Source organism: Ligilactobacillus sp. JN-6 (Y).1 (genome assembly GCF_058111525.1).
In genome coordinates this window covers 1,057,385-1,080,775 of sequence record NZ_CM176599.1, presented here as the reverse complement: position 1 = coordinate 1,080,775, position 23,391 = coordinate 1,057,385, and the positions used below count along the sequence as shown (strand labels likewise).

Here is a 23,391-nt window from a genome sequence, read left to right as displayed (position 1 = left end):
TTTTTAACTCGTTTTTAATTTCTATGTTGACAAGCATACTGTATTTAATTTCATTTTTCAACCCTAATTTTGATTATTTATGCAAATTTGTCCGGATTTATTCATTATTGAGTGAAAATTGTAAATTTTAACCACACACTGTATAATTCGATCAACAATATGAATGCCATTCTTAAAAAAGGCACAAACTCGTCAAAACATACATAAAATAACTCCTATATTTTTTATCCTGTTGCTGCAAAAAAAGCTTGCATTCATTTCGATTTATTGCTAATATAATTATTGTTGGTGTTGCGTAAAACACACTTATGGGCGGCTAGCTCAGTTGGTAGAGCAACGGACTCTTAATCCGTGGGTCCAGGGTTCGAGCCCCTGGCCGCCCATCACATTAAACGATAAGCGGTAATTTCAAAATAATTTGAAATTACCGCTTTTTCAATATCCAAAAAGTCACCCCATCAAAAAACGATGAGGTGACTGTGAGCTATTTGAGGAGCTTTTACTTACTATTTACTTTGTTGCTTCAACAAACTTATCTACTTCTGCAAGTTGATTATCGTTTAGCTCCGCCTTGATCTTCGGAGCAAAACCATGTAGAAACAGGGATTCCTCTCCGATCTTAACACCACTTTTTTTCAGCGCAGATGTCAATTCTTTTTTGATCGAAAAAGCACCGCCAGACGTCCCAAACATATATACTTTACCAACTTGGTTTGGATCAAGTCCTTGAGCGAATTTTTTCAACTCTGAATACATCTTACCATGGACTGCTCCACCCAAGTATAGTTTGTCAACTTGCCCCGTAAGCGGTTCTTCAACCGACAAAGCTTCTACTCCTAGTTTTTCTCCCAAAAGTTTAGCAACTTTTTCTGTGTTACCTGATTTAGAACAATACCTAATTGCGACCAATTGATTTTCCACCTTTACTAAATGAATATTTCACCTGAAAATTTCTTTCTATTGTAAAAATTATTTTGCAGATTTAACTTCTTGCTTGAGCTCGTTTAATTTAGATTCAGCAATAACATCATTTACTTCTTTTTCTTGACGAGCAACTTCATCGTCATTCCAATCGAAGTATTTAGTCATTTCCTTGATAACACCTGGGGCAACTTTGTCCAACTTGTCACTCTTGAACAGGATGTTATAGGTCCTACGCATGAGATAGTCGACTGCTGACAATGTCATTTCTTCATCTAGAGAATAGTTCAATGCTGCAGTTTCTGCCAAGCTCAAACCTTCTGCAGGTCGAAGTACTTTAGCACGATGAAAAATATTATGGGCATTTGAACCATAAAGACTAGCAATTTCATGAGCTTCGTCTTCTGGCAACCCAACTTTCACACCTTCTTGTGTGATCTCATCCAAAGCATCTTCCGCGTGATCTGAGTCAAAATCCCCACCTGAAACTTTGATCTGTGCTGAATCTTTCAATTCAAACTTCTCATCAAATGAATCTTTCAGAGTGTCCGCGATCATATCCATCGCACCATCGGCCATTACACGGTAATCAGTCAACTTACCACCAGCTAATGTGATCAAGCCATCATTAGCCATCTTCAAGGAACTGCCGCGGGAAACTGCTGAAGGAGCTGAAGTATCACCAGAATCACTAGCACCTGAAACTGCATCAACTTCTTCTTGTCCTTCATCTTCAGCAGCAACGAGCGGACGAATACCTGCCCAGCTTGCCTCAACATCGTCAATTGTTAAGTGGGCGCTAGGATATTTCTTATTAATGATCTTCAACAGGTAATCAACATCAGACATATCTACCTGAGGATCTTCCAAGTCACCATCATAGTCAGTATCAGTTGTCCCGAAATACGTCTTGCCTTCCCGTGGGATAGTAAAGATCATCCGTCCATCGTCTGTACCCGAACCGAAGTACGTTGGCTGAGGTACACTCAATCTGGATTGGTCAACCACTAAGTGAACGCCCTTTGTGGGACGCATTTGTGACTTCTTAGAACTCTTATCATCTGTTCCACGAACCAAGTCTGACCATGGACCAGAAGTATTGATCACAATGTTAGCCTTAATGTCGAATTCTTCACCAGTCAGTAAGTCTTTAACACGCGCACCATTAACTTTACCATTTTCATCATGTAAGATCTCAATACACTTGATACGGCTGAGCATCGTACCGCCCTCGTCATGAGCCTTCTTGATATTTTCTACTACCAAACGTGAATCATTGTTTTGGTAATCCAAGTAAACTCCAGCACCTTCTAGATTTTCTGGGTTTAATTGTGGTTCACGTTTTAATGCTTCATCTTTATCGATCGTATAATTAGCATATCTTGTTAGCGGTGAATCACCTTCAATGCCTGCCAAATGATCATACAGATCCATCGCAACCTTAACTGAAAACATTGTAAATGTTGTACCAGGTTCATCATAAATCGGCAATAACATAGGATCAGCCTGTGTCATATGCGGTGCAATATGTTGAACTACAGCACGTTCTTTAACAGTATCCGAAACAACTTGAACATCGAAGTTCTTAAGATAGCGAATACCACCATGGACTAAACGTGTTGAACGTGATGAAGTACCAGCACCGAAGTCTTGCATATCGATCAATGCTGTCTTCATTCCTGCGGCACTAGCTTGGAGCGCAACGCCGGCACCTGTAATACCACCACCGACGATCAACAGATCAAGCTGCTCGTTTTTTAACTTAGCGATCTCTTGTTTTCTTGTTTCAATTGAAAATGACATGAATTTCTCTCCTTTTTATTGAGTTTACTTTTAAACAACTTATTAATCTTCCTCCGATGAATATGGATCAAATGAGAAAGTTTGTGCAGCAACAACAGCAGATTGCCAGCCTGAATACAGGTTTTCACGTTCAGCTGCTTTCATTTCAGGTTTGAACACTTTACCACCAGTTTGGATCTTCTTGACATCATCAATACTGTCCCAAAAGCCAATGCTCAAACCTGCCAAGAATGCTGCACCTAAAGCAGTTGTTTCAAGGTTAGCAGCCCGGTCGATCTCAGTGCCTAAAATATCTGCCTGGAATTGCATAAGATAATCATTCTTAGCTGCACCACCATCGACCTTTAATTTAGGAATGTCGATACCAGTATCTTTTTTCATCGTATCCACGACATCGCGACTTTGGTAAGCTAAAGATTGTAACGTAGCTTTAATAAAGTCATTGCGTGAAGTTCCTCGAGTCAACCCGAAAACTGCACCTCTGACATCCGAATCCCAGTATGGTGCACCAAGTCCTGTAAAGGCTGGTACCACAAAGACCTCATTGTTGCTGGTAGATTCTTTAGAGGCTGACTCTGAATCAGGAGCTGTTTCGATCATCTCCATTTGATCACGCAGCCACTGGATCGCGGACCCAGCAACGTAGATACTACCTTCCAAAGCATAATTGACCTTACCGTCGATCCCATATGCAATCGTTGTCAATAAATTATTTGCTGAAAGTTTGGGTCTAGTCCCAGTATTCATAACTGTAAAAGCACCTGTACCATAAGTGTTTTTGACCATCCCCGGCTCAAAAGCCAACTGACCAACCAGTGCAGATTGTTGGTCACCAGCCATCCCAGAAATTGGGACCTGGCTTCCATAAAAGTGGTAATCAATAGTACTACCATAAACTTCCGAATTAGAGCGAACCTCTGGTAACATCACGGACGGAATGTTTAACAGATCCAAGATCTCCTGGTCCCATTGCAAATCAAAAATATTGAACAACATCGTCCGACTTGCATTAGAGTAATCAGTTACATGAGCTTTACCACCGGTCAGCTTCCAAACAAGCCAAGTATCGATCGTCCCAAACAATAGCTCGCCATTCTCAGCCCGTTCTTGTGCTCCAGGAACTTGGTCTAAGATCCATCGGATCTTTGTAGCTGAGAAATATGCATCGGGGATCAAGCCCGTCTTTTCATGGATCATATCCTTATAACCATCAGCCATTATCTTATTAGCCAAGGGAGCAGTTTGGCGTGATTGCCAGACAACAGCGTGATAAATTGGTAAACCAGTTTTTTTATCCCAGATCACCGTGGTTTCACGTTGATTGGTAATTCCAATACCAACGATTTGATCTGGTTTAACACCAGAATTGATAAAACCGTTTGCAATTGTAGACTGAACTGAATTCCAGATCTCATTGGCGTCATGCTCTACCCAGCCAGGATTTGGAAAATATTGTCTAAATTCTTTTTGGGATTCTGCAACTTTTTGGCCATCATGATCGAAAATTATTGCCCGTGTACTTGTCGTACCTTCATCGATCGCTAGCAAATATTTTTGAGCCATTATGTTTCCTCCTCGTTTACAAACTTACTCACAAAAAGAAGGTCCGGACATCTTTTGCTAAAAGTTTTACTTCCCTTTCACAATGCTCATTGTACACGCAGTCTTAAGTAAACGGTAACATTTAAATGTTTTCATTTATAACTTCAAGTTATGTTCTCCAATTATAGGCTATATTACCAGCCATAAATTGCATAGATTATAATCTTTATAAATTATGGGAAATAAATAGACTTCAACATCCTACATATAAGTCCTTAAATTTTGAGTATTAATTCACAATGTTTAAAAACAATTAAGGCCGTGTCTATTTCGCGAAATCTAAGTAGCAAGCACGAAGCTGTTGCACTATCCACATCGGTTTAGAAAAAAGAAGTACTCCTGTAAAAAACTCGAAGATCTTATTGACCTTGTTACTGTCTCTCAAAGAGTACTCAATTATTAGAAGTCAGGCTTCCATAAATTGTAAATATTTATTTAGAAGTTTGCCGACTTCAGGTTTCTTATGAATTGCTATGACATCATACTGCAGATCTGGAAATTTTGGAATGTACTTCAAAACATTGGGATAAAAGTCAGGGATAGAGAATTCTCGCGGATATAATGCAAGCCCTTTTGACAATTCAACGTTAGCAGTTGCGGAATCGAAACTGTCCAGATAAACGACCTCCGAATAACTGATCCCCATTTTCTTTAAAATGATCCGAATTTTTTCCTGAACATCATTGCTGTCAGTAGCTGTCCACTTTTGTAAGAAGAGCGGCTTTTTCTTAACGACTTTAGACTTGACTTTACCTTCTTCGTCAAAAATATCTTTATTAGCTAGGATACAAAAATTAGCCATCCCGATCGGGACAGAATCAATGTTTTTAATTTTACTGACAGCGGTTGAAAAACTAACTAGAATATCATAATTACCATTGTCTAATTTTGTAATACTGTCAGAAAATGACTCAGTATCTATCTGAATTTCCATAGTTGGGTCCATTTTTTTTAAGTTTCTAGCTAAAACTGTTGCCCAGTAACCGAATCCTCGTAAATAACGGATCTTTAAGAACTTTTTTTGCGTTCCAGAATGCTTTAAGTTACCTAAATTATCGGCAAAAGACTGATATTCCTTGATCAGCTTTATTGAATCACGGTATAAGACCTCACCAGCAGGTGTTACTAAAAAATGTGAGGTCGAACGATCGATCAACTGCACGTCTAGCTGCTGTTCCAAATTTTTTACGGAATTACTAATAGCTGTTTGCGAAATAAAATTTCGTTTGGCTGCAGAAGTGAAACCTTGCGTTTCCACAACGTCAACAAAATATTTAAAAGGCAAAATATTATAATTCAAATCTACTCACAACCTTAAAAATGACACATACATAGCGACTGACAATGACCAAATTACTAACTTTCTATCATTTATATTCAAATATTGAGTACACAAAGTTATTGCTCAATATTTTTAATTCCAAATTATTTTCACGTCAGCATCAGCTTTTAAATTAGCCTCAGAAAACCTTTGCAGATCCGCCTTAAAAATAGGGTGAGACGGCTTATCTCCTACAACAGGGATCTTGATTTTAACCTGATATTTTTCTGACCCGATCTCGACCTCACATAAATACGTGCCAGGCAAAGGAAGCTGTTGATACTTATTACTGATCCAAATCTGGTCGTCTGATAGTAATTTTCCCTCGATCAAATACTCATGACCAAGCAATTTGACCGCATCCGTCATTCTTCCATCAGCTATGGCTTTGCGGATCCTAGTGGAACTGATCTTATGATGATGTTCATCTTTTTTAGGGACTGTCACCGTTTGAAAGTTAGAATCGCCTAGTTTTCCCAAAAGCTTCATATCTCCTAAACCATACTTGCCAAACGTAAAGTCAAAGCCAGCAACTGCTACTTTAACTTGCAGATCTATCAAATATTTTTGCACAAAATCTTTTGGATCCATACCGGAAAATTCACGTGAAAATTCAACAACAAAAAGGTAATCGACCTTCTGTCTCTCCATCAGATTCACTTTTTCTGGTAAAGTATTTAAGTAACGAAACGAATTTTTTTCAGGATCAAAAAATATCATTGAAGAGTGACGATCAAAAGTCATTACCGCTAAGGGCAGGTTCTTTTCCCGACCATATTTGCGCGCCGTGTTGATAACTTGTTGGTGGCCCAAATGGACCCCATCAAAGAAACCTAAAGCCATCACCATCGGTCGTGCGAAAAGCTCTGGGTTAAGATCGCCCGCTTTTAGATAATAAACCTCCAATACTTCTCCTCCATTCTAATCTCTTTTATAAATACATAATTGATCAATAGTCTAAATTATATAGCAAGATCCCCTCACTAAAAAGTGAAAAAAATATATTTGCTAAATCAATTCAGCAAATACATCATTCGGAAGACTTTTTTGAATTTAAATATAGCTCTAACTACGATTATCAAAAAATACATTGCAAGCGATTTTATTTTACCCACATTTTACGATACACCCTACAATTTGCCTTTGCAATCATCACTTCAGATAGATCAGTGTTTCAAATATGTAGCTATTTCCCACTTGTTTTTACGGTATTTAGCCATATACACATCTTTGATATCTTTGATCCCTTGCGCACTCAATTCTTTATTTAACCACGCTTCATCCTTATTCATGACATCAAGAACATCAGGATCAATTTTTCCGTCAACAATAATTGGATAACGTACATCTTCATCATTTCTACCTAAAATTGTCAAACTACCATTTTGTTCTAAAATAGCTCGTTTGACATTCCTAATATCTACAACACCAGCAGAACGCAATTTAAAATCGATCTCCTTCGCTGACATATTCGCACGCAGGCAGTTGTTCACCAGTAGTTGCCCATTACGAATAACAGTCGTCGGCTCACCATCAATAAATTTTCCAAAAATATGGACATGTATTTTAAGGTAGCGAGTTACCAACATCAACAACGCCCAAATTGACAAAATTACAACATACTGGGCGACGGAGATCGCAGAATTATATAAGATCCCGCCTATAATACCGCCTAAAACATAGTTTTGCAGCTGATCAAGCGGCGATGTTGGTGCCAAACTGCCATTACCACTAAATTTGATCAATAAAGTAATAAAAACAAAACCGATCACTAATTTTAAGAAAATATCTGAATATGAAAACATCTTGTTACTCCCCTTTAACTTCGATCTTTGAAGGTTTTAAGCTGACTTTTTCTAAAGCGTAAGCGGAATTGTCATCGTTAAAAATTACCCGGTAATAACCATGTGGGCTTTTAACCAAAATGTCACCAGTATCCGTTTGTGTATTATTGACACTCAATTCCTGTGGTTTAACTTTCAATCTTTTAGCAACATCTTTAACCAAAGAAACCTCTTGCCCACTTTTTTGAGTCGTAGTTCTCAAATTAGTGTAGTCGTTAAATTGGATAGCTACCGTTAGGATCAAGAGCGTTCCCACGATAACTGCCAGATCCTTATATTTGACGTCCCCCTTATCCCAAAAGTACCTCACTAATAAAGCAATAAAGGCCACTGCCAAAATAGTAATAACGATGATCCTGGTATAGGGAAATTTAGTTTGATCATCGAGCAAATATTGATATGTATAAAACTGCATTAGTACTCCCCCCTCGTTTAAAGTCCAACCATCAATAGGTTTTGCTGCTCGATCAGCAGTTCAGTAGACAAGATGGTTTCCTTGCTGGTAGGGCCTAGTTCTATTCCTACTTTATATATATCATACTCGAAATACGGATACGAAAAAAGAAAAACAGCCCTAGTAATATCAACTAGCACTGTTTTTCTCTCATAAAATCTATTTTTTACAGACTGACCTTCATTCAATTAAATTAAACGTGCTCCAGGGTTGCAAAAGCCCTAATAAGGGCTGGTCATCCTGGCTTAAATGTCCAACAACGTTGCGTCGCCTATCATTTGGGATCTCCTTTAAAACAAGTTGGAGCTCTCCTTTGTACCGGGCATAACCGTCGTTAACCACCACAAAATCACCCCTAGTCAACGTAAAATCATTTGTATGCGCAGGGATACTTTCTTTACCATACACTACCCGTGGTAAAGTGTCTCGCAATAAATATTCCGATGCATCACCACGATAAAGATGTGCCGACGTCAAAACGATTTCTTTTTCCAAAGCAGAGATCTCGTCAGAAAAGTCAACATGTAAAGTTGGATAATCACTCTTGAAAGCTGCTGCAACAGCCGCTAATTCGGTTTCTGAAGCATATGCATTTCCGATGATCACGTCATCGACCATGCCTGTCAATCTCAAATGTGTTACTTGACTATACACCTGCCTTTGTCTGTCACTTTCCATAGTCGGCAAGCCCTCATTGACCGGCCAAGGTCCAAAGCTAGCCTCATGCGATGAGACAAAAGCTGCCGTATGCAAAGAATACTGCCGGTATTTTTGCGAATAATCCATAAAGATCGCATCACTCAAGCCTGTATATTCTTGCGGATAGAAATTGTGGCAACCGATCAAATTATCCAGCTCAGGCGAATAAGACATGATACTATCCAGATAATTCGTACCACGGCTTATGTTCAATTCGATCTTTAGCCCATAGGGATTATGGGTCATTTGTGCTTCTTCCATGCCGGTAAAACCTTCATCTAGCCGCATACCCCAAACACCCAAATCATGTAAAACATGAAGGTCGCTATATTTTAATCCCAATTCTTTAAATAATTCAGGGTTAACATCGACCACAGTCTTAAAGCCTAATTCATTGGCATAGTTCACTGTTTTTTGAAACTTGTCCAAGATGTCCTCCCCACCAGCGCCCTTTAATTGCAATAATGAAGTAAAGATCCTTGTATAACCATAATGTTTTGCCAGTTGCAAATACTGCTTGTCCTGTTCGAAACTGCTTTGATCTGGGTAAATTGAAATCCCTAATTGTCTCATTTCTCAACCTCTTATCTATCTACGGAGTCACTTTATTTAATTTCAAATGGATCTCCATACATTTTAAATTTTAATGGTTTATTCAAATCGTAATTCTTTTCTTTCAAAAACTTGCGCTGAGCTTGCGTGCGGCTTAGGTCATCATGCGCGTCTTCCATATGCATGACCTTGTCTCTTTTATCTAGAAAGACAGTTAAATACTTTTTCTCACTGCCACCTTGCTTTGGGTTTTTATAAGCCTTCACAGCAGTTTTTCTTATTCCAGGAAAACTCTGTTCTGCCGGAACAGAACCATCGCCAGGTCCATGCATTATCATAGCATCATAATATATGAACTGTCCTAAGACCGATAAGCCATCTTTTTTGGCTTGCTTCACGGCAGGCTCAAAATAATCCCTATCTCTAATTTTATTTTGTGCTTTTTGAAAGTCAACATCTTTACTAGCTTCTTTCCATGCTTTTTCATATTCAACTCCCAATCCTTCATGCGAGTCAGAACCGTTGACCTTTTTTAAAGCGGGGAGAAATTTTGCCAGCTTATTATCCGGTTTTTCTTTAGTGTAATTTTTTACGACCTCAAGCATATCACCCGTGCCCGAGCAAAAACCGATAATACCGGCCGTATATCCACGACCATCCTTGATATCTTCAATATAACTGTACTGTTTTTTCCATTCTAATGATGAATTTTCAGCACTTGACACAAGTTCCATCGCGGTCTCTTTTTTATCCTTATCAGTTAAACTAACTGTTGGTTCCTTTTGTTCAGCTTTTTTGCTGCTCTTGTTTTCTTGACTGCAACCAAATAAAACTACTACTAAAAGTGAAAGTACCAAATAAATGAATTTTTTCTTCATTTCCTTCTCCTTTTTAGTTATTCAGTAAGTCCCATATTTAAACAGTTATGCCTAGCTTTAAAACAAATCAAAAAAGTTCCCTGGCGGTCCTAAAAATAATCCACTAACTCTGGCGGTTCATTTACTAATACTTCGTCTAAGAGTTCGGCTGTTTCCAAGCTCAGCTCAGCCTTGCCCACCATCACACTGTTTTTCATTTTTTCGGCTCCGAATAAGATCTTAGTAAATTCTTGAATGGTGATTTTTTCTCTAACATCATCCGTTAATTCACTCAATTTTATTAATTTGACCGTATCATCCTTAGAAGAAAGTTCCCACACGCCGGAATTTTGCGGGAGGTTATTATCTTCAATTCCAAAGGTGATCGGACCAAAGTCCTGCTTTAAATATGGATAGCGCAACATAAAATCTTCGACATCAACGATCCGCGCCATCATATAAGGAAACACGTGTGCCTCCAAAACATCCGGAGCAAGAAGCCAATCCCCATGATATATAGGATCAGGAGAATCAAACAAAAACTGCCGGACTGAATTTTTATGGTTAAAGATAAAACTCAACAAATGTTCAAATGCCGTAGTAGTTGAATATCTCATTTCTTTGACCACCAACTGCGTTGATGTGAATTCATAAATCACATAGCCCTGCATTTGCTTATTTTCAGTATAATAAACGCCGACCAGCCAGTCATTTTTAAGCGGTAAATAATACCACCACCACTTTTCTCGTAATATCCCGCCCTTTAGGCCTTTTTTTGCAGTCTCTGAATAAAACTGTTCAACCTCCGGCAAATGTTCCTTTAACGTTTTGCGTACAACACTGCCTTGATTTTCTTTGGGTTTAAAGGCCGGAATATTCTGGTTGGTCAATGCATAATGAACATGGTTAAAAACTTGTTCGTAGCCAAACCTCCGGTAATATTCATATGAAAAAGGGGCAAGATAAGATAACGTAACTTTGTTGGCCGCCATTTCGCCCAAAGCTTCCTGCAACAAAGTACTAGCTCCACCTTTTCCCGCACTTTCAGGAGCAGTTGCTACATCTCCTATACCATTCATCAAATACTTGCTACCATGAAAGTCAACTTGAAAAGGTAAGCTATACAAGGCGCTAGCTAATTTTTCATCTTGCTTTATTCCATACACTAGGCCATGACGGCAGCGCTCAAAGAAATATTTTCGCCGTCTAGGTTCATCTACCGCATTAAAAGCATATAAATAGAGTTGATAGAATTTTTCAAGATCTTCTGAGCTTTTCAAACGAAATTGTGGCAAATTAAAACCTCCTAATAGAGAAATTTACTTATTTGTTTCCTCAGTTTCTTTAGCAAGCATCTGCTTTTCAGCAACTTTAAAGAATGGGAAATACATAGCGCCTGCCAGGACCAATTCAACGGCTGACCAAACTGCTGCCTTCCAATCCCATCCTGTTGCCATCAAAGGTCCGATGATCGGCGGCATTGTCCATGGCACCATAGCCGATGGCGCAGCGATCCATCCAACGCTGATAAAAATATATGAAAGAGTCGCTAAGACTAACGGGACAACTATAAATGGGATCATCGTGATCGGATTCATGACGATCGGAAAGCCGAAGATCACCGGTTCATTGATCTCAAATAACGCACTTGGAAATGCTACTCTACCTAGATAACGATACGTTTTACTCTTACTAAATATCATCAACGCAACTAACGTTATTGTCGCACCTGTTCCCCCAACATTGACGAATAAACTAGAAAAACCTGAAGCAGTCACGTAAGGTAATGGCTGATGATTAGCATACGCCGTACCATTTGCAGCTAAAAATTGCAGGAAGATCGGATCTGCAATTCCCTCTAAAGTCATGTCTCCATGTACCCCACATACCCATAATACACTAACAAGTAAGGTATATATCAAAATTCCTGGTAATGAATTTAATGCAAAAAGCAATGGGTGGAATATTGCTTGAATAACTTGCCCAACATCAACACCAAATGGGACCCTGATCACCCAAAACAAAATCAAAATTACAAATCCCGGTAACAAAGCAACAAACGAATTCGCAACAGCACTTGGCACGCCTTCTGGTAATTTGATAATTATATTCCGTTTGATAAACCAACTATAAATCGACACGGCTATAAAAGCAGTGATAATTGCCGTGAATAGTCCTGTTGAAGAAAAATTCTCGACATCGATCTTGAACTTATCGTCAAATGAAAGAATGACGAATGCCATGGTTGATAACCCCGCACCGGAGATCGGATCGACCTTTAGTTCTTTGGCTAACTCATATCCGATCCCTATAACTGCAATTAAAGAGATGATACCAAAGGAACCATTAACAGCCACGTTGATCCAATCTTCATACGGCTTGATAAAGTTTAACCACGCATTGATCGGTATATTTCCTAAAATCAGGAAGATACTTCCACTAATAATTGCTGGTAACGTCAAGACTAACCCATTACGCACTGCGACCAAATATTTATTATTTCCGACTTTTGCCATCGGTGGAATAACATACTTCTGCAACCAATCCATAAATTTATTCATTGCGATCTCCTCCTCGCATAAAAAGCAGAGTAAGCCACGACCAGTATTCAATTTAATTGTTCAAGTCAAGATTTTTCGTGTGATAATACAACGCTAGATCATTGTCCACGAAAAAAGTCCTTGAAAAGTTAAAAACGTTGCCGTTTGACAAGTAGTTGATAGCATCAAGACACAAAATTTTATCATTTTTGTTAGTTTCCAATAGATCTGCGTAATAATCATCTACTAGCTCAACATGAATATAGTTTTCAGAAGTTTCTCCAATGATCTGATACGTTTCACGCAAAAAATTAAAGATCGAACCTTTCGCGTTTTCTTCTGTGAGATAAGGAACCTCACTTCGCGGATAATAAGCCTCTTCCAAATCATAAAGTCGATCTCTAAAATAACGCAAACGGACGACCCGGTATACCTCTGAACCAACAGGAATGTTGCCCCGTATGGCTAATTGCCCATCTGCCTTTACGGTATCAAAGGTAACAAGTTTAGATTTAAGCGCGTCTTTAGAATCAACCGGATTTTTTTCAAAAACTAACGATAGATTTAAAATATTTTTGGATTGCAATGGTCTTTTTATCACATAGTACCCGCTTCCTTGGACTCTCCTAAGCATCCCGTGCGAAAAAACAACATCTAACGCTCTGCGGATCGTGTTACGACTTACTTGATATTTGTCGCTTAATTCTTTTTCAGTTGGAAGTTTATCAACATATTTATCGTTCAAGATATCCTGAATGATCGCCTCGGCAACTTTGGAATACATCTATTTTCTCCTTTCCAAATAGTCTTCAAATTAACGGAAAACTATATCACATATTTTTTATATTTGTTAGACCATTTAATATTTGTTCCCACCAATTATAATAGCACGAAAGAAATCAAAATCAATAAAACGCTTACATTTTTAACCGTTTTCTCACATTAAACAGTAGCCTTGTACGTTCAAAGAACTAAAAAAAGCTCCAAGACTTTCAGTCTCAGAGCTTTCAGTAAATTAGTTTTTTATTAAATTGGCAGTACAGCGAAAATCAATGCGCCGATAATCCCACCAACGATAGGACCGAAGAATGGTACCCAGCTGTAAGCCCAGTCATTGCCTCCTTTATTTGCGATCGGCAAAATAGCATGAGCAATACGAGGTCCCATATCACGGGCAGGGTTAATAGCATAACCTGTAGGGCCACCAAGTGAAAGGCCAATACTTACGATCAAGCTACCAGCTACCAATGGGTTCAGACCATCAGCCATTGAACCATGACCAAATGTAGCCAAACCAAGTACCAAGACTGCCGTACCAATTGCCTCAGTCACAAAGTTAGCACCTAAACTACGAATGGCAGGTTCTGTTGCATAAACGCCCAGAATAGTATCTGCGTCTTCTGTTGCTTTCCAATGTGGTAAGTATGCAAGCCAAACAACTGCTGCCCCTATAATAGCACCTAACATCTGTGCAATAATGAAAGGAACAACTGCTGCCCATTTAGTTAAACCAACAACTGCAAACCCAATTGTTACTGCTGGATTCAAGTGAGCAGGACCCATCATTCCGCCAACATAAGCACCCATAGTTACAGCCAGGCCCCAACCAAGTGCGATAACGACCCAGTCTGCCCCTTCTGCTTTAGACTTTTTCAAGTTAACAGCGGCACACACGCCGTCACCAAGTACGATCAAAACAAGTGTCCCAATAAATTCCCCAATTGCCTGTGTAGCAATAGATCCCATAATTTTTCCTCCTAGTATGTGTTTAGAATCAAAAGTGATCTTTCGTTCTAATTTTAAACATTATATATTATGCAGCAGGTAGCACCTACTGCATTTGGTGTTAGCTGATAGATCCAAAATAAATAGCTGCTAACTAACTATCTTACTTTACTTATTTTTTAAAGCATCCAGACGTGTCTCGGAAATAAGAGCATTTAATTCGTCAGCCTGCTTTTGCTTCTCATCATCTGACCAACCTAAAATACGAGCCATTTCGTCAACGACCGCATCTTTCTTGGCTACCAACTTGTCTTCATGGAACAAAATAAAGTTTGTTCGACGTAAGAGATAATCGACTGGTGTCAATGTCATTTCTTCGTTGATCGAATAATGCAAACTGATAGTATCTGCCAAACTTAAGCCTGGTGCAGTTTCAACATGTTCAGCATAAGAAACAACTCGACCTGTATTTGAACCGAAACGATTTGCGAGGTCTTCTGCTTCATCCTGAGGGATGCCCTTACCAACAGCAAGCTTTGTATAAAACTCTAACGTCTTTTCAACATTTGTTGGGTCAAAGTGACCCCCAGAAACCTGCAATTTAGTAGAATCTATGTCCTTGATCTCAATATTGAATTCATCCTTCAATGTCTTTGTGATCAATTCCATAGCACCTGCAGCCATCTTACGGTAATCAGTGATCTTACCACCAGATAATGTGATCAAACCATCTTCACCAACATCCAATGACGATCCACGAGAAATTTGCGAAGCAGAAACTTCTTTCTCACCGCTTGATTGCTTCAAGGAACTGATAGCTTTCTCAACATCAAAACGTTCCACTTCACCATTGTTGTACTTATTAACAGTATCGATCAGGTTATTGAAACTTTCATCGGAAACTTTACCAGTGTTAGCACCGCCGCCGTTGTAATCAGACCCGGCATTGGAACCAAGTAACGGACGAATACCCGCCCAACTAGCTTCAATATCGTCGATCGTGATATCAGCTTCAGGGAAACGATTATTGATAGCTTTTAACAAGTAATCAACATCTGCTTGTTCAACAGTAGGATGTGTGTAATCACCAGTGTAATCTGTATCTGTTGTACCAAAGTAAGTCTTACCTTCACGCGGCACAACGAAGATCATTCGGCCATCGTCAGCACCTGAATCAGAATATGTTGGTTGCGGTACACTTAACACTGACTCGTCGACTACCAAGTGAACACCTTTTGTAGGACGAATAACTTGGCCATTATCGCCGTTTTCATCATCCAAACCGAGGAATTTAGATGACCATGGGCCAGTGGTATTAATGACTAACTTAGCATTAATAGCAAACTTTTCACCAGATAAGACATCTTGTGCAGTCACACCGTCGATCTGACCATCAGCATTATGTGAAACACTAACTGCCTTAACACGACTTGCCATCAAACCGCCCAATTCGACCGCACCCTTGATGTTTTCGATCACCAAACGTGCGTCATTATTGACATAATCAAGATAAACACCGGCGCCAAGCAACTTGTCACTCTTCAGACCTGGTTCACGTTGTAATACCTCATCACGGTCGATCGTATAGTTAGCATATTGACTTGATTCAACACCTGCTAAACGGTCATAGAGATCCATTGCGATTTTGACACTAAACATATCAAATGTTTGGTCTGGAGCATCGTAAATAGGTAATAACATTGGGAATGGCTTAGGAATATGTGGAGCGATCCCTTGAACTACGGCACGTTCCTTGACAGTGTCAGACACGACCCCAACATCAAAAGTCTTCAGGTAGCGAATACCGCCATGCACTAATTTAGTTGAACGAGAACTTGTCCCTTCAGCAAAATCCTGCATTTCAAGCAATCCAACTTTAGCTCCTGCTTTAGCAGCTTGGATAGCTACACCAGCACCAGTGATACCACCACCGATAACTAACAGATCTAAGTCAGTGTTTTTAAGTCCGTCAATCGTTTCCTTTCTCGATTTATAAGAAAAATTCAATTTCAATATCCTCCTCGTTTTAGTCAAGCTGCGTGAGACGATCGAATGTCTCACGCAGTCTTGTTAAGATCGAGTTGTATAAGGCATTTAGCCTTGTTCAACTTCTTAATAATTTCTTCTCTCTTACCTTGTAAAGGTATTAGATCACGATTATTCAGCTGGCTTGAAAGTTCTTGTTGCTTTAACAGCTTCTTGCCATCCTGTGTACAAATGATCACGACGTTTGTCATCCATTTCAGGATCAAAGCGTTGGCCAATTTCAAACATATGCTGTAATTCGTCTGTATCTTTCCAGAAACCACAGCCTAAACCTGCAAGAAATGCAGCACCCATAGCTGTTGTTTCCAAGTTAGCTACACGTTCAACTGGTGTATTCAACAAGTCGGCCTGGAATTGCAGCAAGTAATTATTACGAGCTGCACCACCATCAACACGCAATGCTGGGATCTCGATACCAGTATCTTTGTACATTGTGTCAACAACGTCACGTGTTTGATAAGCCAATGATTGTAATGTAGCCTTGACGAAGTCTTTATTGGATGTACCACGTGTTAAACCAAAAACTGCACCACGAGCAGCTGAATCCCAGTATGGAGCACCCAAACCAGTAAAGGCAGGAACCACGTATACTTCGTCATCATTCTCTGATTCATTAGAGAGTTGTTCTGATTCAGGAGCAGATTCGATCATCTTCATACCATCACGTAACCATTGAAGTGCTGAGCCAGCCACGAAGACTGAGCCTTCAAGTACGTAGTTAACTTTTCCGTTGATCGAATAACCGATCGTTGTTAACAAGTTATTTTCAGAGATAATAGGTTCTTCACCTGTGTTCATCAACACGAAAGCACCTGTACCATAAGTATTCTTAACCATACCCTTCTTCAAAGCCAATTGACCGAAGAGAGCAGACTGCTGGTCACCAGCCATACCTGCTACTGGAACCCGGCTGCCATAGAAATGGTAATCCATTGTGTAACCATAAATTTCAGAGTTCCCTTTTGGTTCTGGCAACATCTTTTCAGGAATATTCAAAAGTTTTAGGATATCCTTATCCCATTGTAATTCATGAATGTTGAATAACATTGTACGAGAAGCATTGGAATAGTCAGTAACATGTGACTTACCACCAGTTAACTTCCATACCAACCATGAATCGATCGTACCAAATAGCAATTCTCCCTTTTCAGCACGTTCCTGTGCACCATCAACATGATCAAGGATCCAACGGATCTTAGTTGCTGAGAAATATGGATCGACCAACAATCCTGTCTTTTCATGGATCATATCTGAATGACCATCTGCAATGATCTTGTTTGCGTAATCACTAGTCTGACGTGATTGCCATACGATCGCATTGTAGATCGGCAATCCTGTCTTTGCGTCCCAGATAACTGTAGTTTCACGCTGAGTAGTGATCCCAATACCTTGGATCTGATCTGGCTGAATACCAGAGTTAATAAATGCATCAGCAATCGTAGCTTGAACAGCGTTCCAAATTTCGTTGGCATCATGTTCGACCCAGCCAGAATGTGGGAAGTACTGAGTAAATTCTCTTTGACCGTCAGCTACTTCTTTACCATTGTGGTCAAAAATAATTGCTCGAGTACTCGTAGTTCCTTCGTCGATCGCCATGATATATTTTTCTGCCATTTGATATCCTCCTAATATAGTGGTCGTTACACCCTAGTTTATTTAAAAAAACAAGAAACCGTTTACTTGTTTGACTTATGTTATTATAAAACTCAAACCTAAGTTTGACAACCATATTGTTTGCAATATTTTTTTAGAGGAACCTAACTAAAGTCTTAAAAAGCTAACATATACGTGTTTAACGATAATAAAATTTTTATCAAACAAATTACGATTTGTGAATTCACACTAAAAAAATAAGTAAATATAATGTCTATCTTGCACAATGATTGCCGATTATTTTCAAAAAAGCTGCCGGCTTTTTATTTCCTGCCGATTGCTTCATGAACTTAGTGTTAAGAATAAATAATAGCTAGTATAGGAATAAAACGTTTTCATGAGAACAATTATAACGAAACTATACCAATCATGCAAACATTAAATTATACTCTGCCAAAGAAAACAATTATCCTACGGTTTTTAAATAGTCCTTTTTCCCTTATCCTCCCTCTATATTCTCAATCAAACCAACAAAATAAAAAGCGCAAGGGAAAAATCCTTACGCTTGTTTAGTAAATTATTTAACTTTCAGTGGTTTTAGCTGTTCTTCAACATCTTTCAATGGAACATCAGCCTGCAATAAGGATGCAGCTGTATAAGCACTTTCGATCAAAGCTGTATCATATAGATGGATCGTCTTATCCGACATTTCTTGTGCCATTTCAAGATTCATTTTAGCACTGCCCAAGTCGTAAAATGCTAAGATCTCATCAGCTGAATTATCGTCAAAAGCCTGACCGATCTTCTCCATACTTGTTCCGATCTCACCATCATCTGTACCACCTGCAAAAGTCAATGGAACATCAGCAGCCACCTGTTGCAACAACTTTGGCAGACCTTCAGCGATCTCTGGTACGTGTGACACGATCGTGATCCCTAATGTCATAGGATCCCCTCCGTTTCAATTAGAGCTGTAAATAAATATCCACTAGACATTGCTCCTGGATCCAAGTGACCAACAGAACGATCACCCAAATAAGAAGCACGTCCTTTTTTAGCTACAAGGTCTTTTGTACTATCGACAGCATTATCAATGTCATATTGGGTAATAGAGCCCTGAGATATTTTGTCTGACAAAGGTTCCCAAACATCAACCATCGTCTTGTCACCAACTTGGGCACCGCCACGTTTTTTGATTCCATCATTGGCAGCAGTGAACAATTCACCCAGGTCAGCAGTATCTTTACTCTTCTTAGCCATTTCAAGAAATGCTGTGCCATACAAAGGACCAGAAGCGCCACCGACCTTGCTGATCAATGCCATAGCGACTTGCTTGAATGCATCGGTCAATTCAGCCGGCTTTTTATTATCAAGCGACTCTTGAACTGCTTTGACACCACGAGCCATGTTATTACCGTGGTCTCCATCGCCGATCGGTGTATCCAATTCACTTAAATGATCTTTTTCTTCATTCACTTTTTGTGCGAAAGAATTGATCCATTCTATTAAATTATCAACTGTTAAAGCCATTGTCATCCGCCCTTTTCTAACTACATATTTTTAATACTTCTTACTCACGTCAAACTAAAAGTCTCTTGAAAAGCATCTTCAAATACCTTGGTATATTGCTAAAGACAAAGTGCCTGTCCCAACTAGCTTCTAGATCACAACACATGAAGCAAGTTCAGTTTACATTCAAACTATTCCCTTAGCTTATTTTACCTTGTATCTTACCAGGCTACCGTATCTACTGGATATTTCAGATAGTCTAGCCACTTATCTTCTTTCAACTCAAAAACTGTTAACGACAAACCTGCCATGTCGATCGATGTCATATAGTTACCGACCTTCATAAAGGCTGGCTCAATATCTTTTTCTTTCAATAGATCTAAGAGGTCATGCGAAAAAATATATTGTTCCATCAGTGGAGTTGCACCCATACCGTTGACCATGACAGCATATTTTTTAGAACTATCAAGGTCAACTGTCTTGTCGATCTGAACAATAAGTTCTTTTGCCATTTCTTTAGAAGATTTGATCTTTTCACGCTTGTAACCAGGTTCACTATGGATCCCAACACCGTATTCGATCTCATCATCCTTCAGTTCAAATCCTGGCTTACCAACTTCTGGGACTGTGGCTGCGTGTAATGCAATACCAATAGTTTTGATATTTGGCAAAACAGCTTGAGCTAATTTATCCAAATCATCCAAACTTGCACCTTGATCAGCAGCTGCACCCAGCACTTTATGCATCAATACAGTTCCTGCTACACCACGCTTACCTTGTGTAAACAAACTATCTTCCACTGCAATATCATCATCAACAACGATCGTCTTAGTCTGGATGTCATCAACCTCAGCCAAATCTTTAGCCATATCGAAGTTCATCACATCGCCAGAATAATTTTTAACAACTAAGAAAACACCTTTACCATGATCAGCCTGCTTAATTGCTTCATAGATCTGATCAGGAGTAGGAGAAGTAAAGACTTGTCCAAATACTGCGCCGGATAACATTCCTTGACCAACGAAGCCTGCATGTGCTGGTTCATGCCCTGAACCACCACCGGAAACGATCCCTACCTTATCTTTCATTGAGTCTTCATCAGACCGCATCACAGCTTCAGTATCAGGAATTTGACGTAAATACTGCGGGTAAGAACGAACCAACCCATCAACCATTTCTGGAACTACATTTCCAGCATCATTGATGATCTTTTTCATAATTAACTCACAACCTTTCTTGTTCATTGTACTATATTAGATTTTATAAATCGATTACAACGATTTTTAAAAAATGTTCTTAACTATAATTTTATTTTTTTAAATACAATTAGCCATCAAAATATACAAGTTAATTGCTGTAACAAACAGAAGAAGTTAACAAGTTGACTGCTATAACCGAATGTTTGGTGATCCAAGCCGAACTTGGACTTGCAGCACAAGCTCTTGTGATGTAATGTTGCCAAAATACTCCCGTTTTGCGAGTCAATTATAATAAGTTGAGCAGTTTCTTGCTATACCTGACACAATTAGGAAGACTTATTAAAAGTTTGACTGGCCGCTTTATGTGATCCACGAGATAAGGGTAAACAAGGCTAGGAAAAGTATATATATAATACTGAATATGCGAATTGTTTTTTGTAGTTTTGATTTTGTCTTCCTATCACCTGCAAAAAGGGATAGGAAGTCAGAACCTAGACCAACGACAATGTATATTCCGCCTCCAATGCCTATGATCCCTTCCTCCGTTAAAGAGTATATTGGTAAGTAAGAGTATAAGAGCCATGTAACCCCAGCTAAAATTATCGGGTTCAGCCAATAAACTAAAAATTGTAAAGTTTCCCTGCCCCAACTCTCTCGAGAACTATCATTCATAGGAATCCCTCCCATTCCTCAATTTAACACTCTCTATGTAGAAATGAAAACGGTTTGTAGTATTGCTGAATTGTACGGTCAGAATTTACCAAAACAACTTCAAATTACATTTTTCAAACTTGATATGTCTTACACTAGGCATTTTAAGGTAAAAACACCATTTGTAGCTATATAAGCATTTAATAACGAATTAGTTCTGAAAAAGAGTAACCAAAATATTTCCGAATTTTGGTTACTCTTTTATTGTATCTCTATATTTTTGCGAATCCTGTAAACGAACTTTAACAATAGCTTCAATGTTCAAATCAAATTTCGCATTAAAGATTTTTTTGAATTCAATAATTTTTTTCAGTCTTTCTTTTGGTCGATCATAAACTCCTCCTTCTTAATTTTTCCTAGTAATATGTCATCATGTTGAATTTTTAATCAAGGTCGATATTATCTCATATCCTTCACTGCTGGCTTGCTCTATGTCTAAATAATCACTTGAGTCATGTACTTCACTACTATGTTTACGGAGGGTCATACGAGTCCAACATTCTAATTGGCTTGAAGGTAAACGACTACTTTACGCAGGTTCTTATAAAATTGTTCCTCCGTTGCACCTAAGGCAAAACTTTGCAAACCTTGATTGGTAGGACTTTCTTTCTATAAATTACTATATCTCTATACCTAACAATTATAAGGGCACTTCAAAGGCTATTATTCTTTATTTTTTCGTTCGCCACTTTTTTTGAAATAAACCCATAGTCCTATAGTTATGCTATATAAAAATTCAAATATAAAAGAATCAGTGGTTACTTCCCAAATATTTTCAATCATTTTAAGCATCCTTTTCCAAACTTTTTTCATAAGTAACCTCCAACCACTGCAGGGACCTTTAGTTAAAATTCCGGCAATTCTATCGCCACTTTGGTGTGAAACTCTTGAACCTTATTTACTTCTGTATTTGCTTTTCAAACCAACAGCAATTGCTATCACAGTAAAAGAAGCTAATGTTACTATTCCGCCATGAAAACTAGTTTTAAAGTCAAAAAACAGTGAAACAATTGGGCTAACGAACAAAAGGATAATAATAATATTTACGATAGGTTTTACATATTTCATTTATACCACCAATTTTAAATTAGAATCGAGAACGAAACACTAACGATGCCGATTACGGTAGTTCCTTGTTACCATAAAAACTTTTTTGTATCCAAACACAGTCAAATTTATTAATATTTAGTATTACAACTTAATAATAGCAAGGAGAGCTACCTGTTTTGTGCTTTCACCATCTAGATTTAAGTATAAAAATTACCCCCCTTAAGAACAAGGGGCTCAAACATCACTTTAGATTCAGGTAATCACTACTATAAATAATTGTTCGAGTTTACCGACTTAGACGATATATTATGAGGCATTTTTATTAACGTAGAAAATTCCAAGCAAACTGATGATTAAGATAAGTATCAGGAAAACCAAAGAAACTGTAGGCCTGGATGATACGGATGAAGTGCTTATCAAAGATAAGACGGCAATAATTAAAAACGTACCCATTAATGTTTTTTTCATTATTCTCCTCCTATTAAAAAAATTTAGAATTTCAGAAAAATTGACTTAGATTATGCACTGTTATATCAACTTAAACAATTCTCATGCTAACATAAATTAAGCTGTTTTTTCTAATACATATTTATTGGATCATTGAGTATCGGATCTAGAAATCAATAATGATATAAATCTCACTTACTTCTTTAAAGTAGTAAAGAAACATTTTACAAGGTTCATTATCATATACAGCACCTATTTGGTTAATTGAAGAGACAATATTATTTTCTTTAGGGGAACAAATAAAGTCTGGTTTAAAGACGCCATTTCCTGTTGCTTTGTCAGCATTAGCTATCCCGCCAATTTTTACCGTTAAAGCTTATTGTTCCGTCGATATCAAAGACTAATTTCATTTTTTGACCTCCATTACCTTATTTTCACAATTTAACACTGCCTATGTAGAAAAAACGCTTTGTGTTGTTACTAAACTACAAGGATCAACATAATTGGATCTAACAAAA

At 38.4% G+C, this 23,391-nt stretch carries 19 protein-coding genes and 1 tRNA gene; 1 reads left to right on the top strand and 19 read right to left on the bottom strand.

The annotated features are described in order from the left end of the window. Window positions 1–310 precede the first annotated feature (310 nt). Window positions 311–383: transfer RNA gene (locus AC3XNE_RS05035), tRNA-Lys, on the top strand. A gap of 127 nt (window positions 384–510) precedes the next feature. On the opposite strand, the gene AC3XNE_RS05030 is transcribed toward AC3XNE_RS05035, so the two are convergent. The 19 genes from AC3XNE_RS05030 to AC3XNE_RS04940 all read right to left on the bottom strand — a co-directional run bounded on the left by AC3XNE_RS05030 (window position 511) and on the right by AC3XNE_RS04940 (window position 22,189). Next, a complete protein-coding gene (locus AC3XNE_RS05030; protein WP_489833218.1) occupies window positions 511–909 on the bottom strand; it encodes a flavodoxin family protein in 399 nt (132 codons plus the stop codon). Between the two features lie 60 nt (window positions 910–969). Further along, window positions 970–2,724: an FAD-dependent oxidoreductase gene (locus tag AC3XNE_RS05025; protein ID WP_489833217.1), complete on the bottom strand. Its 1,755-nt coding sequence runs from the start codon at window positions 2,722–2,724 to the stop codon at window positions 970–972. Window positions 2,725–2,766: 42 nt separating this feature from the next. Further along, window positions 2,767–4,287, bottom strand: a complete 1,521-nt coding sequence (gene glpK, locus AC3XNE_RS05020; protein WP_489833216.1) for a glycerol kinase GlpK — start codon at window positions 4,285–4,287, stop codon at window positions 2,767–2,769. A gap of 445 nt (window positions 4,288–4,732) precedes the next feature. Next, entirely contained in the window at window positions 4,733–5,626 is an 894-nt protein-coding gene (locus tag AC3XNE_RS05015; protein WP_489833215.1) for a LysR family transcriptional regulator, read from the bottom strand. Window positions 5,627–5,740: 114 nt separating this feature from the next. Then, window positions 5,741–6,553 (bottom strand): FAD synthetase family protein, encoded by an 813-nt coding sequence (locus AC3XNE_RS05010; RefSeq protein ID WP_489833214.1) that lies wholly within the window; start codon window positions 6,551–6,553, stop codon window positions 5,741–5,743. A gap of 260 nt (window positions 6,554–6,813) precedes the next feature. After that, window positions 6,814–7,452: a DUF421 domain-containing protein gene (locus AC3XNE_RS05005; RefSeq protein ID WP_489833213.1), complete on the bottom strand. Its 639-nt coding sequence runs from the start codon at window positions 7,450–7,452 to the stop codon at window positions 6,814–6,816. 4 nt (window positions 7,453–7,456) lie between these two features. Further along, window positions 7,457–7,906, bottom strand: a complete 450-nt coding sequence (locus AC3XNE_RS05000; protein WP_489833212.1) for a DUF3290 domain-containing protein — start codon at window positions 7,904–7,906, stop codon at window positions 7,457–7,459. A 219-nt stretch (window positions 7,907–8,125) separates the two neighbouring features. After that, window positions 8,126–9,217: a DUF871 domain-containing protein gene (locus AC3XNE_RS04995; RefSeq protein WP_489833211.1), complete on the bottom strand. Its 1,092-nt coding sequence runs from the start codon at window positions 9,215–9,217 to the stop codon at window positions 8,126–8,128. 32 nt (window positions 9,218–9,249) lie between these two features. Next, entirely contained in the window at window positions 9,250–10,074 is an 825-nt protein-coding gene (locus AC3XNE_RS04990; protein WP_489833210.1) for a chitosanase, read from the bottom strand. 89 nt (window positions 10,075–10,163) lie between these two features. Beyond that, on the bottom strand, window positions 10,164–11,348 hold the full coding sequence (locus AC3XNE_RS04985; protein ID WP_489833209.1) for a GNAT family N-acetyltransferase: 1,185 nt from the start codon (window positions 11,346–11,348) through the stop codon (window positions 10,164–10,166). A gap of 24 nt (window positions 11,349–11,372) precedes the next feature. Then, entirely contained in the window at window positions 11,373–12,614 is a 1,242-nt protein-coding gene (locus AC3XNE_RS04980; protein WP_489833208.1) for a PTS sugar transporter subunit IIC, read from the bottom strand. Window positions 12,615–12,666: 52 nt separating this feature from the next. Beyond that, complete coding sequence (locus AC3XNE_RS04975) at window positions 12,667–13,377, bottom strand: GntR family transcriptional regulator (RefSeq protein WP_489833207.1); 711 nt, start codon at window positions 13,375–13,377, stop codon at window positions 12,667–12,669. 242 nt (window positions 13,378–13,619) lie between these two features. Next, on the bottom strand, window positions 13,620–14,339 hold the full coding sequence (locus tag AC3XNE_RS04970; RefSeq protein ID WP_489833206.1) for an MIP/aquaporin family protein: 720 nt from the start codon (window positions 14,337–14,339) through the stop codon (window positions 13,620–13,622). Between the two features lie 147 nt (window positions 14,340–14,486). After that, the gene (gene glpO / locus AC3XNE_RS04965; RefSeq protein WP_489833205.1) at window positions 14,487–16,325 is read right to left on the bottom strand and encodes a type 1 glycerol-3-phosphate oxidase; all 1,839 of its coding nucleotides are present in this window, start codon (window positions 16,323–16,325) and stop codon (window positions 14,487–14,489) included. A 150-nt stretch (window positions 16,326–16,475) separates the two neighbouring features. Then, on the bottom strand, window positions 16,476–17,978 hold the full coding sequence (gene glpK, locus AC3XNE_RS04960) for a glycerol kinase GlpK (RefSeq protein WP_489833204.1): 1,503 nt from the start codon (window positions 17,976–17,978) through the stop codon (window positions 16,476–16,478). A 556-nt stretch (window positions 17,979–18,534) separates the two neighbouring features. Beyond that, the gene (gene dhaM / locus AC3XNE_RS04955; protein WP_489833203.1) at window positions 18,535–18,903 is read right to left on the bottom strand and encodes a dihydroxyacetone kinase phosphoryl donor subunit DhaM; all 369 of its coding nucleotides are present in this window, start codon (window positions 18,901–18,903) and stop codon (window positions 18,535–18,537) included. Continuing rightward, window positions 18,900–19,487: a dihydroxyacetone kinase subunit DhaL gene (dhaL, locus tag AC3XNE_RS04950; protein ID WP_489833202.1), complete on the bottom strand. Its 588-nt coding sequence runs from the start codon at window positions 19,485–19,487 to the stop codon at window positions 18,900–18,902. Before dhaL ends, dhaM begins: the two co-directional genes overlap by 4 nt. Before the next feature lie 200 nt (window positions 19,488–19,687). Beyond that, a complete protein-coding gene (gene dhaK / locus AC3XNE_RS04945; RefSeq protein WP_489833201.1) occupies window positions 19,688–20,683 on the bottom strand; it encodes a dihydroxyacetone kinase subunit DhaK in 996 nt (331 codons plus the stop codon). Between the two features lie 1,356 nt (window positions 20,684–22,039). After that, window positions 22,040–22,189, bottom strand: coding sequence for a hypothetical protein (locus AC3XNE_RS04940; protein ID WP_489833200.1), 150 nt, complete (start codon window positions 22,187–22,189; stop codon window positions 22,040–22,042). Between the last annotated feature and the right edge of the window lie 1,202 nt (window positions 22,190–23,391).

Bases quoted from the DNA above. Each gene is read 5' to 3' on its own strand.
- dhaL (WP_489833202.1), bottom strand. From the start codon at position 19,487: ATGGCTTTAACAGTTGATAATTTAATAGAATGGATCAATTCTTTCGCA.
- AC3XNE_RS04970 (WP_489833206.1), bottom strand. From the start codon at position 14,339: ATGGGATCTATTGCTACACAGGCAATTGGGGAATTTATTGGGACACTT.
- glpK (WP_489833216.1), bottom strand. From the start codon at position 4,287: ATGGCTCAAAAATATTTGCTAGCGATCGATGAAGGTACGACAAGTACA.
- AC3XNE_RS04980 (WP_489833208.1), bottom strand. From the start codon at position 12,614: ATGAATAAATTTATGGATTGGTTGCAGAAGTATGTTATTCCACCGATG.
- AC3XNE_RS04975 (WP_489833207.1), bottom strand. From the start codon at position 13,377: ATGTATTCCAAAGTTGCCGAGGCGATCATTCAGGATATCTTGAACGAT.
- AC3XNE_RS05000 (WP_489833212.1), bottom strand. From the start codon at position 7,906: ATGCAGTTTTATACATATCAATATTTGCTCGATGATCAAACTAAATTT.
- AC3XNE_RS04995 (WP_489833211.1), bottom strand. From the start codon at position 9,217: ATGAGACAATTAGGGATTTCAATTTACCCAGATCAAAGCAGTTTCGAA.
- AC3XNE_RS04990 (WP_489833210.1), bottom strand. From the start codon at position 10,074: ATGAAGAAAAAATTCATTTATTTGGTACTTTCACTTTTAGTAGTAGTT.
- AC3XNE_RS05025 (WP_489833217.1), bottom strand. From the start codon at position 2,724: ATGTCATTTTCAATTGAAACAAGAAAACAAGAGATCGCTAAGTTAAAA.
- dhaK (WP_489833201.1), bottom strand. From the start codon at position 20,683: ATGAAAAAGATCATCAATGATGCTGGAAATGTAGTTCCAGAAATGGTT.
- AC3XNE_RS05005 (WP_489833213.1), bottom strand. From the start codon at position 7,452: ATGTTTTCATATTCAGATATTTTCTTAAAATTAGTGATCGGTTTTGTT.
- glpK (WP_489833204.1), bottom strand. From the start codon at position 17,978: ATGGCAGAAAAATATATCATGGCGATCGACGAAGGAACTACGAGTACT.
- dhaM (WP_489833203.1), bottom strand. From the start codon at position 18,903: ATGACATTAGGGATCACGATCGTGTCACACGTACCAGAGATCGCTGAA.
- AC3XNE_RS04940 (WP_489833200.1), bottom strand. From the start codon at position 22,189: ATGAAAAAAGTTTGGAAAAGGATGCTTAAAATGATTGAAAATATTTGG.